This window comes from Symbiobacterium thermophilum IAM 14863, from assembly GCF_000009905.1.
Taxonomy (GTDB): Bacteria; Bacillota; Sulfobacillia; order Symbiobacteriales; family Symbiobacteriaceae; genus Symbiobacterium; species Symbiobacterium thermophilum.
This window is the reverse complement of the sequence record NC_006177.1, coordinates 1538321-1553935: the sequence shown is the minus strand read 5'-3', so window position 1 is coordinate 1553935 and position 15615 is coordinate 1538321. Positions and strand designations below refer to the sequence as shown.

20 protein-coding genes are annotated in these 15615 nt (G+C 70.2%); 5 read left to right on the top strand and 15 right to left on the bottom strand.

Annotated features, from left to right (window positions below; all coding sequences use genetic code 11):
* Window position 1: 1 nt before the first annotated feature.
* From trpE to STH_RS07105, 5 genes are all read right to left on the bottom strand, one after another.
* On the bottom strand, window positions 2-1519 hold the full coding sequence (gene trpE / locus STH_RS07125) for an anthranilate synthase component I (protein WP_011195537.1): 1518 nt from the start codon (window positions 1517-1519) through the stop codon (window positions 2-4).
* Between the two features lie 403 nt (window positions 1520-1922).
* A complete protein-coding gene (locus STH_RS07120) occupies window positions 1923-3155 on the bottom strand; it encodes an MDR family MFS transporter (RefSeq protein WP_050742160.1) in 1233 nt (410 codons plus the stop codon).
* A gap of 88 nt (window positions 3156-3243) precedes the next feature.
* Window positions 3244-4995: a hypothetical protein gene (locus STH_RS07115; RefSeq protein WP_043713709.1), complete on the bottom strand. Its 1752-nt coding sequence runs from the start codon at window positions 4993-4995 to the stop codon at window positions 3244-3246.
* 226 nt (window positions 4996-5221) lie between these two features.
* Window positions 5222-5800, bottom strand: coding sequence for a biotin transporter BioY (locus tag STH_RS07110; protein WP_011195534.1), 579 nt, complete (start codon window positions 5798-5800; stop codon window positions 5222-5224).
* A 72-nt stretch (window positions 5801-5872) separates the two neighbouring features.
* On the bottom strand, window positions 5873-6694 hold the full coding sequence (locus STH_RS07105; protein WP_011195533.1) for a Cof-type HAD-IIB family hydrolase: 822 nt from the start codon (window positions 6692-6694) through the stop codon (window positions 5873-5875).
* Between the two features lie 68 nt (window positions 6695-6762).
* Here STH_RS07105 and STH_RS17930 point away from each other — a divergent pair, with 68 nt between their 5' ends.
* Together STH_RS17930 and STH_RS07095 are read left to right on the top strand one after the other, a co-directional pair.
* Complete coding sequence (locus STH_RS17930; RefSeq protein WP_148205514.1) at window positions 6763-6945, top strand: GNAT family N-acetyltransferase; 183 nt, start codon at window positions 6763-6765, stop codon at window positions 6943-6945.
* A gap of 419 nt (window positions 6946-7364) precedes the next feature.
* Window positions 7365-8480, top strand: a complete 1116-nt coding sequence (locus STH_RS07095) for a hypothetical protein (protein WP_148205513.1) — start codon at window positions 7365-7367, stop codon at window positions 8478-8480.
* A 4-nt stretch (window positions 8481-8484) separates the two neighbouring features.
* Here STH_RS07095 and STH_RS07090 read toward each other — a convergent pair whose 3' ends face one another.
* The 7 genes from STH_RS07090 to STH_RS07060 all read right to left on the bottom strand — a co-directional run bounded on the left by STH_RS07090 (window position 8485) and on the right by STH_RS07060 (window position 12081).
* Entirely contained in the window at window positions 8485-9492 is a 1008-nt protein-coding gene (locus STH_RS07090; protein WP_011195530.1) for a biotin--[acetyl-CoA-carboxylase] ligase, read from the bottom strand.
* Window positions 9493-9614: 122 nt separating this feature from the next.
* Window positions 9615-10121, bottom strand: coding sequence for an Hsp20/alpha crystallin family protein (locus STH_RS07085; protein ID WP_043713707.1), 507 nt, complete (start codon window positions 10119-10121; stop codon window positions 9615-9617).
* Window positions 10105-10491, bottom strand: coding sequence for an Hsp20/alpha crystallin family protein (locus STH_RS18730; protein ID WP_050742159.1), 387 nt, complete (start codon window positions 10489-10491; stop codon window positions 10105-10107). Before STH_RS18730 ends, STH_RS07085 begins: the two co-directional genes overlap by 17 nt.
* Window positions 10460-11143 (bottom strand): hypothetical protein, encoded by a 684-nt coding sequence (locus STH_RS18725; RefSeq protein WP_043713705.1) that lies wholly within the window; start codon window positions 11141-11143, stop codon window positions 10460-10462. The genes STH_RS18730 and STH_RS18725 overlap by 32 nt, the downstream gene beginning before the upstream one ends.
* Window positions 11115-11579, bottom strand: coding sequence for a hypothetical protein (locus STH_RS07070; RefSeq protein ID WP_148205512.1), 465 nt, complete (start codon window positions 11577-11579; stop codon window positions 11115-11117). Before STH_RS07070 ends, STH_RS18725 begins: the two co-directional genes overlap by 29 nt.
* Window positions 11576-11857 carry a hypothetical protein gene (locus tag STH_RS07065; protein ID WP_043713698.1) on the bottom strand — a complete coding sequence of 94 codons (282 nt, stop codon included), beginning with the start codon at window positions 11855-11857 and terminating at the stop codon, window positions 11576-11578. Before STH_RS07065 ends, STH_RS07070 begins: the two co-directional genes overlap by 4 nt.
* Entirely contained in the window at window positions 11854-12081 is a 228-nt protein-coding gene (locus tag STH_RS07060; protein ID WP_011195525.1) for a hypothetical protein, read from the bottom strand. The genes STH_RS07065 and STH_RS07060 overlap by 4 nt, the downstream gene beginning before the upstream one ends.
* 84 nt (window positions 12082-12165) lie before the next feature.
* On the opposite strand from STH_RS07060, the gene STH_RS07055 reads away from it, so the two are divergent.
* Window positions 12166-12393 (top strand): spore germination protein, encoded by a 228-nt coding sequence (locus tag STH_RS07055; RefSeq protein ID WP_043713695.1) that lies wholly within the window; start codon window positions 12166-12168, stop codon window positions 12391-12393.
* A 129-nt stretch (window positions 12394-12522) separates the two neighbouring features.
* Here STH_RS07055 and STH_RS07050 read toward each other — a convergent pair whose 3' ends face one another.
* Complete coding sequence (locus STH_RS07050) at window positions 12523-12927, bottom strand: hemerythrin family protein (protein ID WP_043713693.1); 405 nt, start codon at window positions 12925-12927, stop codon at window positions 12523-12525.
* 245 nt (window positions 12928-13172) lie between these two features.
* Here STH_RS07050 and STH_RS07045 point away from each other — a divergent pair, with 245 nt between their 5' ends.
* Window positions 13173-13943: an alpha/beta fold hydrolase gene (locus STH_RS07045; RefSeq protein ID WP_070105445.1), complete on the top strand. Its 771-nt coding sequence runs from the start codon at window positions 13173-13175 to the stop codon at window positions 13941-13943.
* 75 nt (window positions 13944-14018) lie between these two features.
* Window positions 14019-14459, top strand: a complete 441-nt coding sequence (gene mscL, locus STH_RS07040) for a large conductance mechanosensitive channel protein MscL (RefSeq protein WP_011195521.1) — start codon at window positions 14019-14021, stop codon at window positions 14457-14459.
* 59 nt (window positions 14460-14518) lie between these two features.
* Here the strand turns inward: mscL and STH_RS07035 are convergent, their stop codons facing one another.
* Both STH_RS07035 and STH_RS07030 read right to left on the bottom strand, forming a co-directional pair.
* On the bottom strand, window positions 14519-15100 hold the full coding sequence (locus tag STH_RS07035; RefSeq protein WP_011195520.1) for a DJ-1/PfpI family protein: 582 nt from the start codon (window positions 15098-15100) through the stop codon (window positions 14519-14521).
* Window positions 15101-15314: 214 nt separating this feature from the next.
* Window positions 15315-15605, bottom strand: a complete 291-nt coding sequence (locus STH_RS07030; RefSeq protein ID WP_043713691.1) for a sulfurtransferase TusA family protein — start codon at window positions 15603-15605, stop codon at window positions 15315-15317.
* Between the last annotated feature and the right edge of the window lie 10 nt (window positions 15606-15615).

The window sequence follows — 15615 nt, the reverse complement described above, 5'->3', positions numbered from 1 at the left end:
CTCACAGCCCCTCCTCCGCCAGCTCCAGGGCCCGGATCAGCGCCCGGGCCTTGTTCCGGGACTCGTTCAGCTCCGCTTCCGCGTCCGAGTCGGCCACGATGCCGGCCCCGGCCTGGATGAAGACCCGGTCGCCCTTCATGATCAGGGTCCGGATGGCGATGCAGGTGTCCATGGCGCCGCTCCAGGAGAAGTAGCCCACGGCCCCACCGTAGATGCCCCTGCGCACCGGTTCCAGCTCGTCGATGATCTCCATCGCCCGCACCTTCGGCGCCCCGGTGAGGGTCCCGGCCGGGAAACAGGCGGCCAGCACGTCGCAGGCGTCCTTCTCCTCGGCCACCTCGCCCCGGATGTCGCTGACGATGTGCATCACGTGGGAGTACCGCTCCACGTGCATGAGCTGGTGCACGTGCACCGTCCCGTAGTTACAGACCCGGCCCAGGTCGTTGCGGCCCAGGTCGACCAGCATCACGTGCTCGGCCCGCTCCTTTTCGTCGGCGAGCAGCTCCGCCTCCAGCCGCCGGTCCTCCTCCTCGGTGGCGCCCCGGGGCCGGGTCCCCGCCAGCGGCCGGGTGGTGGCCACGCCGTCCTCCACCCGCACCAGCAGCTCCGGCGAGGCGCCGATCACCTTCAGGTCGCCGAAGCTCAGGTAGAACATGTAGGGGCTCGGGTTGAGCATGCGCAGCGCCCGGTAGATGTCCAGCGGCCGGCTGCGCACCCGGGTCTCCCACCGCTGCGAGAGCACCACCTGGAAAGCGTCGCCCGCCCGGATGTAGGCCTTGGCCCGCTCGACCGCCGCCGTGAAGTCCTCCGGCGTCTGGCAGGCCCGCACCTCCAGGGGGCGGGACCGGGTCCACGGGAGTCCCGGCGGCAGGGGCACCGGACCCCGCAGCCGCTCGACCGCCCGGTCCAGGAGGGCCTGCGCCCGGCGGTAGGCCACGTCGGGCTCGCCGCCCGGCATGGTGTTGGCGACGAGCAGCAGCTTGTGCTTCAGGTGGTCGAACACCACCACCAGCTCCGGCGCCATGAACAGCGAATCGGGCAGATTCAGCTCGTCCGGCGGCCCCGGCGGCAGGCGCTCGTACGCCCGGACGGCGTCGTAGGCCACGTAGCCCACCAGCCCGCCCGCGAACCGGGGCAGCCCCGGGGGCTGATACACGGCATAGCGGCGCAGCACCTGCCGCAGGTGGCCCAGCGGGTCGCCCTCCATCCGCTCGCCCCGTTCGCCCTCGGTCACCATGCCCACCGTGCGGTACTCCGCGGCCTCCTCGCCCCGGAGCAGCCGGCTCACGCCCGCCTTGTGGGCCAGGGTGAGGAGCGGCCGGCAGCCGAGGAAGGAGTAGCGGGCCACCTTCTCCCCGCCTTCCACGGATTCGAACAGGAAGGCGCACGGCTCGTCGAGGCAGAGCTTCATGAAGACCGAGATCGGCGTCTCCAGGTCCGCCAGGACCTCCCGGTGGACGGGGACCAGGTCGTACTCCCTGGCCAGGCTCAGGTAGGTCCCCAGGCTGGGGTGGTACATTGCGCTCACGCTCCTCGGGTTGACGGTTGCCAATGCAAAACGGCCTTCGTCCCTTCTCAGGGACGAAGGCCGGAACAAACGGGCCTACGCGGTGCCACCCCAGTTCGCCTGCATGGCAGGCGCGCTCTTTACGCAGGTACCATCATACCCTCTACCCGGTAACGGCGGAAGCCACCGGCCCGCCTACTGGTGCGCCCGCAGGCGCACGTTCGGCCGACAGGCTCCCGGGACCATTCGCCAGACTCCTCCGTACCGGACCTCGCACCGCCGCCGGCTCGCTGAGACGGATCGGTCTGGGTACTCTCCCCGTTCATCGCCGCAACTGCGTTCTTGGTTTGACACAGACATTAGCACGGGTCGGGCCGGCTGTCAACACCTGTTTTCCGAAAAGGGCGCCACTCCGTCACGGGTCGCCCGGCTCCACCCCGGCCTCCGCCACCCGGCGGGTTCGCTCGTACACCAGGATGGCCAGCGCGGGCACCACCAGGCCGGCGGTCATCACGGAGATCTGGGTGGCGTAACCGAAGGCGTCATACAACATTCCGCCCAGCAGCGGCCCGATCATCCGCCCGATGGTGCCGCTGGAGAGGATGAACCCCTGCAGCCGTCCCCGCATCGAAGGCGGCGACAGGTGCGCGACGCTGGCGGGGAAGACCGGCCAGAGGAGCATCTCGCCGAAGGTGAGCAGCACCATGGAGAGGACGAAGATGCCGTAGCGGTCGGAGGTGAGCAGCACGCCGAAGGCGAGGGCCAGCAGCGCCACGCCGAGCATCATCTGGCTGGCGGCGCGTTGGAGGACCCGGGCGATGAGGCCGATCACCGGCTGCCCCACGAAGATCAGGGCCCCGTTCAGCGTCCAGAGCAGGGAGAAGGCGGACAGGCCAAAGCCCAGCTCCTGGGTCCGGATGGAGTTGCCCGTCTGCCACTGGCTGTAGACCAGGGTGACGCAGAGGAAGCCGGCACAGAGGGCCGCAATGGGCGCCCAGGGTACGGGCCCCTCCGGAACGGCCTCCCGCCTCGGGTACGCCCCTTCGTCAAACGGCTCCGCAGGCAGCCGCTCCTCCCGGATGAAAGCCGCCGTGAAGAGCGTGTACACCAGGAAGAGGCACGAGGCTCCCCCGAAAGCCAGGGCGAAGGACCGGTCGGCGAGCACGCCCCCCAGCGCAGTTCCCGCGGCGACGCCCAGGTTGCTGGCCACGTAGTTGAAGTTGAACGCCCGGCGCCCCTGCCCCGGCCAGGATCGGGCCACCATGGCGTTGACCGGCGAAAGCGGCAGCGCGACCGCAATACCGTAGAGGACCATGCAGGCCACGTAGACCGGCCAGGCCGTGGTCCAGCCCAGGACCGCGGTGACCGCGGCGGCGGCCAGCAGGCCGCCCAGCATCACCGGGCGCGGGCCGATCCGGTCGTGGCACCAGCCGCCCGCCAGCTGCCCCAGCATGGCGCCGGCGGAGTGGAGCAGCAGCACGGTGCCGGCGACGGTCATCGACCGGCCCAGATGCTCGTGAATGTAAATGGTGGTCAGGGGCCAGATGAAGGACATTCCGGTGGAGTTCAGGAAGCTGCCTATCGCCAGGAACCACAGCATGCGGGGATAGCCGTCAACGGCGGCGCGGAGGCGGGCGGTGAGGTTCACACAAGTCCCTCCAGGTGGATTCGGGGAACGGACACCCTCAGTCTAGCACCTGAAAGGGCTGCGGAGAAGCGGGGTGCCGGGCGGCCGGTCACCGACCGACCGTACCATCCTGCTGATACGGGCCGAAACGCTCCAGCCGCCAGAACTTGCCCTCCTGTGCGACCGTAACGCGCCAGCGCAGGCCGGTGATCCAGCGGTCGGCGCCCGGTTCGCCGCCCTGCTTCGCCCACACGGAGTCCGCACCGGCAGCCGGAAGCACGTCGAAGGGGACCTCAAAGAGCAGCCTCGCGCCCGCATCCGGCCCGTCCGCCGGATCGGCCTGCAGCTCGCCGATGGCGCGGACGAGGCCCGGGTCCCAGCGGGCATCCAGCGGGCGCTGGTCGTCAGGGAACGCCTCCGCCTCCTGGCCGGCGAAGTAACACCGGAGCAGGGCGTCAACCGTCTGGGCATCCAGCGCCGCGCTGCGCCGGAGACCCGGGGAATAGTACGGGGTGTACACGAGGCATTCGCCGGCCATGCGCCGGTTCACCGCCCCGATCAGGCGGGCCAGCGAGCCGGCCACGTCGCCGTCCCGCTTGCCGAGGAGGTAATAGGCGTACACGAGGTTGAACATCTCGTCCACGTCGACCCCGGATGTGCGGAAGTCAGCGCCCATGTAGAAGCGGATGTTGTAGTTCTGCTCGGCGAAGATGAGCAGGTAGAGCATATCCGGTTCCGGCGGCCCCCACTGGGCCACCACCCGGTCCAGGTAGCCGGTGAGATCCTCCCCCTCGGCGCTGGCCACCACCAGGATCCGGTAGCGCACCGGACTCTCCGCCGCCAGGGCCGCCGCGAGCCGGGAGAGATCTCCGGGCAGTTCGCGCCCGGAGCGGTTCTGCAGGGCCGGTCCGGCCAGCACCTCAGGCCCGGGTGGCGCGGCACTCGCGCCTTCCGTCGCCGGGCGGCCTTCGGGCGCTTCGCCCTGCCGACTCAACCTGGCCAGGCGGCCGGTGTACGCGCCGGGGTCGGTCCAGGTCACCGTCCGCACCTCGATCTCCTCATCCCGGACGATCAGGTTGTATACCGCCCCGGACACCGGATCGAACGCCACGTCCCGGGTCGGATAGGCGGCGTACTCCCAGAAAGGCACCTCGTAGATCCCCCGGAGTTGGCCGTCCGGGCCGTACCACCGGACGCTGCGCTCCGCGGTGACCTCATGGCTGTCCAGCAGCTCTTCGACGACGAAGTAGTACCCGTACGCGTTGGAACCCAGCAGGTCGGCGCCACCCAGGAGATACCGGCTCTCGATGGCAAACGATGCTCCGCCGTCCACCGAGACGGAGATGGCCCCGAAGCCGTCGGTCCGGCTCATGGTCATTAGCCCGCCGTGCACCGGAAGCGGCTGCGTGCCGGCGGTGCGCTCCGCCAGCCGCACGTCCGTTCCGACTTGGCGGAACGCCGCGTCGGCCGGCGCCGGGGAGTCGGACACCACGTTCCCGCGCGCGTCCAGCACCGCGTACCGCTGTCGGGAAATATCCAGGAGATGGAAGTGCTTGCCGTCAAAGGCCATATCCGTGGCGGCGTACCGGTCCGGATACCGGATCACGTCCATCTTCTTGCCGGCGATGGCGCCAAAGGCCACAATCCGGTGCTCCTCGGCGTCCAGGAGGTAGGCGACGCCGTCGAACACGGACACCGCAGCGGGCCCTTCCTGGCCGCCCAGTTCAGACCTCTCCAGGCGAAAACCGCTGCCCGGGGCCGCAACGCCGGCGGCTTCGGCCGCGGCAGCCGGCCTGGCGGCCCCAAAGCCAAGAACCAGCGGGAGGATCAAGAACCCGGCGATCAGCCGTGCCAGCCTCACGCACAACACCTCCGTCCGGAATCGACTGCGCCCGCTGCGGACGCGGTGGACACGGGTGAACCGTCCGTGCCTGCACCTCGTACAACGAAGGACCCGCCGGCAAGGTTACCGGCGGGTGTAGGCGCCTTCGACATCCACAGGCGTCTTCTGCAGGTTCATGAGCCGGCCGCACGGGATGCGCCGGGTGACCCGAGCGCCGACAGCCGGGCGGCGCCGCGGAGCCCCCTCACACGGCCAACAGCCCCGCCCGCGCCAGGGCCCTTCTCAATGCCGCGGCGCCCTCGGCGGCCACCGCCGCCTTGACCAGGTCGAAGGGGACGAAGGGCAGCACCCACCCGGCCAGTACGGCCGCCAGCCCCTGACCGCCGATGAGCCAGGCCCACCCGGCCCCGCATACGTAGATCACGGCCAGACCGGCCAGCATGGCGCCGAACATGCGCACACGCCCGGGCCGAACCGAAGCGTCCGCTCCATGACCAGCCGGAAGGGCCAGCGCCCCCACCACCGCCGCGGCCAGCGGGTAACTCCACAGATACCCGGCTGTCGGCCCCACCAGCACCTGCAGCCCTGCGTTGCCCCCGGCGAACACCGGCAGGCCCGCGGCCCCCAGCAGCAAGTAGAGTCCCATCGCCGCGGCGCCCCAGGCAGGCCGGAAGAGTCCCCCGGCCAGGAGGACCACCAGCACCTGCAGCGTCACCGGCACCCCCGGCACGCCGGGCAGGAAGAAACGGACCGGCGCGACGGCGGCGAGGAGCGCCGCCATCACGCCGGCCAGCACCAGGTTGCGCAGTCGCGCGCCGTGCATGACGCCGTCACCCCCATATGTCAACCAGATCACAATGATAGGTTAACATATGGTGGCCGGAGGGGCAACCGCTCAGCCCCCGATCGGGAAACCGATCTCCCGCCCCTCCACCAGCGCGTCCAGCACGGCGGCGACGCCGTCCTCCTCGTTGGACAGCGTCTCCCGCTGGGCGACGGCCCGGACGCCCGGGTGCGCGTTCCGCACCACGACAGCCAGCCCGGCCTCGGCCAGCAGGTCCAGGTCGTTCAGGTAGTCGCCCACCGCCAGGCAACGCTCCCGGGGGATGCCCAGGTGGGCCAGCAGCGCCCGCAGGCCGGTGCCCTTGCCGCCGGTCGGCGGAAGCACCTCCAGGTAGGTGCGGAACGACCGCACCAGCTTGACCGGCAGGTTCGCGGCCAGGATGGCCGCCTCGGCCCGGTCCAGCTGCTCCGGCTCCCCGATGGAGAGGATCTTCACGATGTCTCCGCAGGTGGCCGGCGAAAGGTCCGGCTGCACGTCCACGGTGATGCCGTCCAGCCGCAGGTGCTCGTCGATGGTCGGAGTGATCTCCCGCACCACCGCCCTGCGCGTCTCGTGGACCAGAATGTGAAGCCCCGCCTCCTCCAGCCGGGGCCACACGGCCGCGATCGCCGCCGGATCCAGGGGACGGACCATCAGCTCCCGGTCGGCGACCGGATCGTAGAGGAGCGATCCGTTGAGCAGGACCAGCGGCGTCCGAAGCCCCAGGTCTTCAAAGTACCGCCGCGAGGCGTGCACGCCGCGGCCCGTGGCGAACGAGAACCGGCCGCCGGCGGCCTCGAACCGCCGGATGGCCTCCTTGGTGCGGTCGGAGATCGTCTTGTCGTCGCGCAGCAGAGTACCGTCCATGTCGGAGATCACGAGATCGTACTGCAATCTGTCACCCATCCCTAGTAGATATTGATCATCGATAGGTTAACCGATCGCGACCAAAACCGCCACCCCTGCCGGGATCACGACGGCGTCCGGACGGCCTGCGCCGGGCCCTGGTCGGATCGGTGGAGGCGTTCGCCGCGGCCGTAGGCGCCCGCTGCCTGTGGCTGGAGACCTCGAACCTCGACGATCCGGCGATCCAGTTCTACCGGCGGCTCGGGTTCCGCTGGTGCGGCCTGGACGTCTCCCTATAGGATCCCGAGGGCCCGGCCGGCGGCGAGGTCGCGCTCTACTTCGCCCGCGCCGTGGGGAGGTAGCCGGGGCAGGCTGCACCGCGCGCGTTTGGCGGAATCGTCGAAACAAGGGTCCCCCGCCGGGCGTCCAACGGGTGAGCGTGCGCATGGCACCGTTGCGACGGCGCCGCCCCGCGCCTCGATCGGTCGCGGGAGGGATCCTGGCATGCGGCAGAACGAACCACGACGCCGTCCCCTGCTCCTCATCGGGGTGGCGGGAGTTCTGCTGCGCCGGGAAGGGGACCAGTGGCGGGTGCTCTGGGCCCCGGGCCCGCGGTGGTCACCTGGGTGCGCGCAGGGGGCGGGTACGTGCCCCTGGCGGCGCAGAACGGAATGCGCGGCGATCAACCGCCCGGAAAGGGAAAGCGGAGGAAGTCCATATGAAGCGAACGCGTCTTGTGGCACTCATCACCGGGATCGTCCTGCTGACAGGTTGCGGCGCCCGGACCTCCACCCCCCACCCCGCAGGGGCGCAGACGCCAGGTCAGGGGGGCGGGACATCGGCACAGCCGGAGCCGCCCAATGCTGCCAGCGGCGCATCCTTCCCGTCTGAGCCGGCCGAATGGCCCGCCGGCACGGCGGCTGACCCCGCGACCCACGGTTCTGGTCGGGAGGATGCCGGGTACACCATCGAGCGGATCCGGGCGGCCGCGGAGCACGGTCGCCCGGTGAGGGAAGTGGACCTGAACGGGGACGGCCGGGTCGAGGGCATCATCGGCGCGCTGGGCGAGTGGCACCGCGACGAGGTCATCGTCGTGGACGGCGGAGGCGCCCCCCTGCTGATCCTGAATGACACGCTGTCCTCCTTCTCCCAGGGCCGGGTCGATCTCGTAGCTGTCCCGGGTGTGGCGGACGCGGTCCTGGTCAACCAGGTGGGCGACCCCGGGGACTGGCACTCGATTCAGTTCATCTGGATGGAGGGTGACCGGTTCGTCTCGCCCCAGGGATGGCTCCCGAAGAACAGTCTGGCCCACGGCCAGGGCTACACGATCCGGCCAGACGGCACCGTGGACATCACGGGCAGCCTGGCCGGCTACACATTTGTCCGGCAGTACCGCATGGAGAAGGCCCCGCCGGAGTCTTCCTGGCCCTACCAGGCCGTGCTGGTGAGCCAGGAGGTGACGCCGGGTCCGTATCCGACCAGCGCCGCGGATCTTCTGACCGCGGTGTTCCTCGCCAGATGGTACGGACTCACCGATCAGCTGGAGCAGTATATCCCGGACCCCGTCGTCCGGGAGGCGTTCCTGAACCAGGAGATGGACGAGATCCGCTACTGGCCCCTCCCGGTCCAGGTGGGCCGGCTGGTGGAAGGGGAGACCGGGCCCCGGATCGAGCCCGCTTCGCCCGGAGACGACGGGGCGGTGGAGTTCCTGGCCGTGGTGCAGCAGTATGAGGGCGGCACCTACCGGACCGGTCGGGCCGTCATCGCTACCGCCGAGGACGGGCGGATGGTGGTCACCGACCTGGAGATCCTGGAGCAGGGCTGGAGCTTATGACCGGCTACCGGTCCTGCGCATGGGCAGGCCGCAGCGAGACCTCCCCGGAGACCACCCGGTGAACCTGCCCGGCGCCGTCCCGCACCAGCAGGGCCCCCTCCTGGTCCACCTCCTCGGCCACACCCTCCAGGACCGGCTGTCCGTCCAGCCCCAGCGCGCGCACAGCCTGTCCCAACGTTACGGAAAGCGCCCGCCACCGGTCGAGCACCCGGTCGAACCGGTCCCCGAGCAGCTCGTCGTAAACCGCCTCAAACCGGGCGAGGATCGCCTGCACCAGGGCGGCCCGCCGGACGGGCGGAGCGCCCTCCAGGGCCAGGGACGTGGCCGTCTCCCGGAAGGACGGGTCCATCTGCTCCCGCCGCAGGGTCACGTTCAGCCCGATGCCCAGGACCACGAAGGCGACCCGGTCCATCTCCGCCTCCATCTCGGTGAGGATGCCGCAGAGCTTGCGCCCGTTCACCTGGACGTCGTTGGGCCACTTGATGCCCGCCGCCACGCCCGCCGCCTCCCGCACCGCCTCGGTGACCGCCACCGCGGCCGCGAGGGTGATGCGCGGCGCCGCGTGCGGCGGCAGGTCGGGGCGGAGCACCAGCGACATGGCGATGGCGGCCCCCGGCGGCGTGGTCCAGGAGCGGCCCAGCCGCCCCTTGCCGGCCGTCTGCTGCTCGGCGAGCACCAGCAGCCCTTCCGGCGCGCCCTGCCGGGCCATCTCCTTGGCCAGGTCGTTGGTGGAGCCCACGGTCTCCCGGTACTCCACCACCCGGCCGAGCCGCCGGGTGGCCAGGCCCGCCCGCACCTCCTCGGGCGTGAGCAGGTCGGGCCTGGCGACGAGCCTGTAGCCCTTGCGGGGCGCCGCCTCGATCTCGTAGCCCAGGAGCCGCAGGGCCTCTATGTGCTTCCAGATGGCGGTGCGGCTCACCCCCAGCCGGCGGGAGATCTCCGCCCCACTCACCCATCCCCCGCCGGCGGCCGTGAGCAGGGACAGGAGCTCCGGTGCGGTGCGTGACGTCATGGCAGACTCCCCCAGGCGATTCGTCTGGGGGAAGTTTACCCCAAACACCGTTCGGGCTTCAACGGCTGTCGGCCGCCGCGCCCGGCTGCCGAGGTCTGCACCCACACGGCCGCACCTGCGCGTCAGCCGCCCGTCGGCGGGACGTGGAGCACCGCCACGCCCTCTCCGCCGGATCCCGGGGTGGCCCGCGGAAACCGCAGCTGCAGGATTCCATGACGGTACCGGGCCGACGCCGCGGGCAGCACGGTGGCGGGCAGCGTGACCATACGCACGCAGTAGCCGACGAACCGCTCGCGCTGTATGTACAGCCCGTCGGGCAGGCGGTCGGGCAGGAACGCCTCGATCAGCAGCTCGGCGGGGCCCGCCAGGCTGACGGTCACCTGGTGAGGGCCGCCCAGCCCCGGCAGGATCGCCTCCACCACCACCTCAGAGGGGGTCACGTAGATGTCGAGCGGGGGGCCGGCCGCGGCCCCGGTCCTGGCGCGGCCCCCGATCCTGCCGCCCGACTGCCCCTTCGGCCGGGGCGTTCCCGCCCGGCCCAGCTCCCGAAATAACTCCTCGCCGAACGCGTCACCCAGCGCTTCCAGTTGCTCGGCAATGCGCTGCACGACCTTACCCGGGTCGTTCACCGGAACCCGCCTCCTTCGGCTGCCAGTGCAGGTGCACGGCCTCCGCCCGCACCCGCATGTCGACGGTCAGCACCCCGTCCTGCAGGTTGACGGCCACCCCGGCGGCGTCCACGGGCAGGGGCAGGTGCACGGTCCGGGAAAACGGTCCGTATGTGCACTCGTTGAGCGCCAGGTTTTCCCGCGGGAGCGGGTGGCGGTAAGCCACCTCCCCCTCCAGTACCACCTGGCGGTCACCCACGATCGAGACCCGCAGGTCGGAGGGTCTCACCCCCGGCAACGAGGCCAGGAGGATCAGGCGGTCGCCCCGGCGGACGAGATCGACCGGCGGGCCTGAACGCTCAGCGGACGGCCCCTGGTTGACCTTCGCCATCTGTCTCGCTCCCTTCGGCGTCCGGCGGGGGCCAGATCTGGATCCGGGGCGGGGATGAACCATCCGCAGCAGCCGGCCCCGCATCGGCAGGACCTGCCGCCTCCGGGTGTGTCCCGGCGGGGGCTGTCTCACAGGCCGGCCCCGCCTGCTCCGGCCGGTCCCCGGCAGGCCGCCCCGATCGGGCCGGGGCTCCCTGCCCGGGCTGCGCCAGCCACCGGCTGACCACGCTGTTGCGCAGCGCCCTCGGCGGTCGGCCTGAATCGTCATCGCCCGGTCCGGGTTTGCCCCCCGCCCGACCGTCCGGCGCGGACTCGCCCGCCGCCCGCCTGCCCGGCGTTCCCGCGCCGAACGGCGCCGGCCTGGCCGGATCCACCTCAAAGGGCCGTGCCCGGGGCGCCCCGGGAGGCCGGACGGGCTCGTCCTCTCCGGGGGACGGCCCGGACTCCAGCGTCAGGCTGTGGGTAATGCCGATGTTCAGTTGGCCCTCCAGCTGCTCGACGTCGATGTCGCCCAGGTGGAACGCCAGGGTCTGCACCTCCAGCCGCTCCACCTGCAGGTGCACGGGCGGCCGGGCCGTAAGCTCCTCCAGGACCAGCACGAGGCGGCCCAGGGCCTGGATGACCCTATCGAGCTGCGCCGCCAGTTGCTCCACGGCGGGCGACCTCCCCGGGTCCCCGGGATGCTGCGGGCGGTCTGCGCGCATGCCGACCCTCCTTCGCCGGCGCATCCGTGCGGACCACGGCTGCGGGGCCGTCCCACCGGAACCGGAAGGTGGCCGGCACGGCGGACTCCACCATCCGGGCCGCCTGCCACCCGCCTCCTTCCGGGGAGGCGCCGGGCTTTCCGTCCGGCGCCGTGCCGTCATCCGTGCACGTGCACACCGTCCCCACGTTGATCCAGGAGAGGCCGCCGTCCCCGGCGATGCTGACGAGCTGGTTGGTGCTTCCCCCTGCTCCGCCGCCTTCCCGGATGGACGCGACCCCGAAGTTCACGGCCCCGCCGCTCTGTCCGCTGACCTGCACCACGCCGATGTTGACGGCGGCGGAGCGGAGAACGGGCAGCCAGGGCAGCACCGCCAAACCGCTCACCCCCCCACCTGGAAGCCGGCCATGTTGGCGTACGGGGTGTCCACCCAGTCCGTGTCGCTGAGGAAGCCGTACCAGGTGGCGCTGTAGGTTGCGTCGCCGCCCTGGTCCGTCAGGGAGTTGCCCTTGCTGTTGCTGGTAAGGAAGCCCAGATCCAGCACACCCGTGGAGACGACGCCGCCGCTGCTCACGTTCTTGAGTTCGTACCACCAGACGTTGATGACCGGCGCGGCGAACAGCGGGGCCGCGGCGGGCCAGACGGGGGCGAACCCGAACATCATGCCGGTCCCCACCCGTTCACGGTCCACCAGAAGGGCGCGTCAACCGCATCGCTGTCGACCAGCACCCCGAAATACAACGGAGCGATCCCGCAGTCGCCGGTGATGGCGCTGCCGCCCACCGTGCCCTTTCCGGACGTGCGGCTGCGGCGGATGTACGCGAAACCGGTCGAGACTACGCCCGAGACGTTCGTCACTTTCACCGCACCGATGTTCAGCCGGTCCAACCTCTCCACCCCCCGGTGCTGCGGCTCCGCCGCTATCTTCACACTATGCGGCCGCGGCATATGGTGACAGAAAGGGGGGTCGCTTTGACCATCGAGTTTCACATCCATATGATCAAGGTGAACGGGATCGATTCGTCGTCCGCGTTCACCATCGGTACCAATCTGCTGATCGGTTTCGGCAGCCAGAGCAAATCGGTCAGCGGGGGCAACGCGGTCACGGGCGATTACAGCAGCCTGCCGAGCCTTGTTAACGCCATCGATGACCGCGACTACATCGACACCCCCGCCTGGCAGGTCGCCCAGGCGGAGTGACGCCATCCCACACCGCTGCGCCATCGCCGCCCCGCGGCGATGGCGCTATGTTGCGAAACGGCCGCCCCCCAGGGGCCGTACACGGGCGGTCCCACCGCGCAGGCGGGACCGCCGGAGATTGCCAGAGCATCACCGCTTCGACTTCAGGAAGTCGCCCAGATCGCGATCCGACTTCAGGATGTGGTTGTTCAGCCACTCCACCAGGGAATGCTGGAGCTGGATGATCAGGGTCGGTTTCGCACCCTCGGCCTCAACCCGCGCGCGCATCTTCCGGTAATACTCGACCAGCTCCGCGTGCTGCTGCTTGTGCTCGGCCTTTTTGGGGTAGCCGTAGCGCTCCATGTACCTTTCCTCGGTGGCGAAATGCTCGACAACGTAACCGCCCAGAAAGTCCAGGATGCGCAGGCACGCATCCTGCCCGGCGCCGGACTTGGCGGATTCCAGCAGACGGTCGATCTGCTCGAACAGCTGCCTGTGCTGCCCGTCGATCTCCTCGATTCCGGTCTCCAGTGCGCTGTACCAGCGGAGGGCCATTTCCTTACCCCCTGCGGTAAAAAAGCACAACTCTTCCAATTATGATGGACAGTCACGTGCGACGGTCAATGACCCTTTGGGCGCAAAATCCCGGGGTAACGCCCCGCCCGGACGGGCTGATCCCCCGGCCCGTCCGGCTCGGGAGTCCCGAAGCCCGGATGGGATGATCCGCTCGTTGACGGCACCACCGCCAGGGAGCCGGGGCGCGGGTGTGGAAATCTCCCTCCGGAAGGAGGAGGCATCCGATGTCATTGCCCTGCGGGATCTTCGGGCCCCCGTTGGCTCCGGCCGTCCTCTTCCTGCACGGCGGCGGCGTGAGCGGCTGGATGTGGGGGCCGGTGGTCAGCCGCCTCCAGCACCGCTTCCGCTGCCTGGTCCCGGACCTGCCCGGTCACGGAGAACGGACCCGTGAGACGTTCACCTTCGGGCGGGCGGTAGCGGGTCTGGCCGACCTGGTCCGCCGCGTCGCCGACGGCCCCGTGCACGTCGTCGGCGTGTCGCTTGGCGGCCAGACCGCTCTGCGGCTGATCGCCGCCCATCCGGAACTGGTTGGCCGGGCCCTCGTCTCAGGCACCCTGACCCGCCCCCTGCCCGGTGTTGCGCCATACCGGTTCCTCCTCCGCCTTACCTATCCGCTGGCGCGCAGGGAGTGGATGATCCGGGCCAACGCGCGGGCGCTGGGGATCCCGCCCGCCTACCTGGAGCCGTTCCGGAGCGACACGCTCCGGGCGACCGCCGCCGGGCTGGAGGCCGTGGTGGCGGAGAACATGGCGTTCCGGCCGCCCGAGGCGCTCTCCACCTCGCCGGTACCGCTGCTCGCCCTGGTGGGGGAGCGGGAGCGGCGGCTACTCCGCGCCTGCGCCCGCGACCTCGCCCGCACCATGCCCCACGCGAGGGCATACCTGGTCCCGGGCGCCGGGCACACCTGGTGCCTGGAGCACCCCGACCTGTTCGCCCGGGCAGTCGCCGCACACCTGTCGGATGAGCCGCTGCCCGCCGAGCTGGTCCCCCTCTGACCGGGTGCACGACTGTCTGGTGCGCGACCGTTTGTGTTAGACTATATAAACATCTCTTACAGAGGAGGGGCCGGGATGCTGTCTGAGTTCAAGCGGTTCGCGCTGAGGGGAAACGTGCTGGATCTGGCCGTCGGCGTGGTGATCGGGGCGGCGTTCAACCAGATCGTCAACTCGCTGGTCAACGACGTGATCATGCCACCGCTGGGATTCCTGGTCGGCAAGATGGACTTCTCGAACCTGTACCTCAACCTGAGCCTGACGCCCTACGCCTCGCTGGCCGAGGCGCGCGAGGCCGGGGCCCCCGTCATTGCCTACGGCCTCTTCCTCAACAACCTGCTCAACTTCCTCATCGTCGCCTTCGCCGTGTTCCTGCTGGTCCGCCAGGTCAACCGGTGGCGCCCGACGCCCCCGCCCGAGCCGCCCAAGACCAAGGAGTGCCCCTACTGCCTCTCCACGGTGCCCGTCAAGGCGACGCGGTGTGCCCACTGCACATCTGACCTCACCGCCGAAAGCTAACGCAAGGCCCTCCGCCCTGGACCGGGGCGGAGGGCCTTGGGTGTTGGCGAATGCAACGCTTACAGTTCGATCTTCGTCCCCAGTACCTTCAGGAACTGGGCGATCCAGGCCGGGTGCGCCGGCCAGGCCGGAGCGGTGACCAGGTTGCCGTCGGTGTGCGCCTGGTCCGCCTCCAGGTGCACGTACTCGGCTCCTGCCAGCTTCACCTCGGGGGCGCAGGCGTAATACGCGGAGCAGGCCTTTCCCTTCAGGACGTCGGCCGCCGCGAGCAGCTGGGCGCCATGGCAGATGGCCGCGATGGGCTTGTTGGCCTCGCCGAAGTGGCGCACCATCGCGACGACCTTGTCGTTGAGCCGCAGGTACTCGGGCGCCCGTCCGCCAGGGATCACCAGCGCGTCGTAATCCTCGGGGTTCACCTCGTCGAAGTCGGCGTTCACGGCGAAGTTGTGGCCGGGCTTCTCGCTGTAGGTCTGGTCGCCTTCAAAGTCGTGGATGGCCGTGCGAACCTTCTCGCCGGGCTTCTTGCCGGGGCAGACGGCGTGCACCGTGTGGCCCACCGCCTGCAGGGCCTGGAACGGCACCATGACCTCGTAGTCCTCGACGAAGTCGCCAACGATCATCAGGATCTTCTTCGCGCTCATCTCACCGACCCCTTTCACGCGTGATCCTCGGCACGGCTTCTGTGTTCGCCGCGCGGGCGCCGGTGTCCTGCAGACTTCTCGCGAAATTCCCTCCGCTCACGCTCCGCGTCCCAAGCCTGTCGATCGCCGGCGACCGGGTGCGCACAAGGCGCGGGAGCGGCCCCGGAATTCGCCGGATGGTCGCGCCGGGACGCCCCTGCGGATCCGGAGGCCGCTACCGCTGGCCGGGGACGGAGCAGGTGTAGTCGTCGGGCGTGACCCGCTCCGACCCATCCCCCTGTTTGCGGATGACGATCCGCCACTGGGCCGGACCGGTCTTCCGGAACTCCTCGACCGCGTGGCCCGACTCGGTGGCCCAACGGGGCAGCGTTTCGGTGGCCTGGGTGCAGTCGAAATCGATGATCAGCCGGCCGCCGGGAGCCACCTCGTTGATCTTCTGTTTGGCCATGATCAGCGGGTACGGGCAGGCTTCCCCCAACACGTCCAGATGCAGCTCCGCAACCATCACACATCCT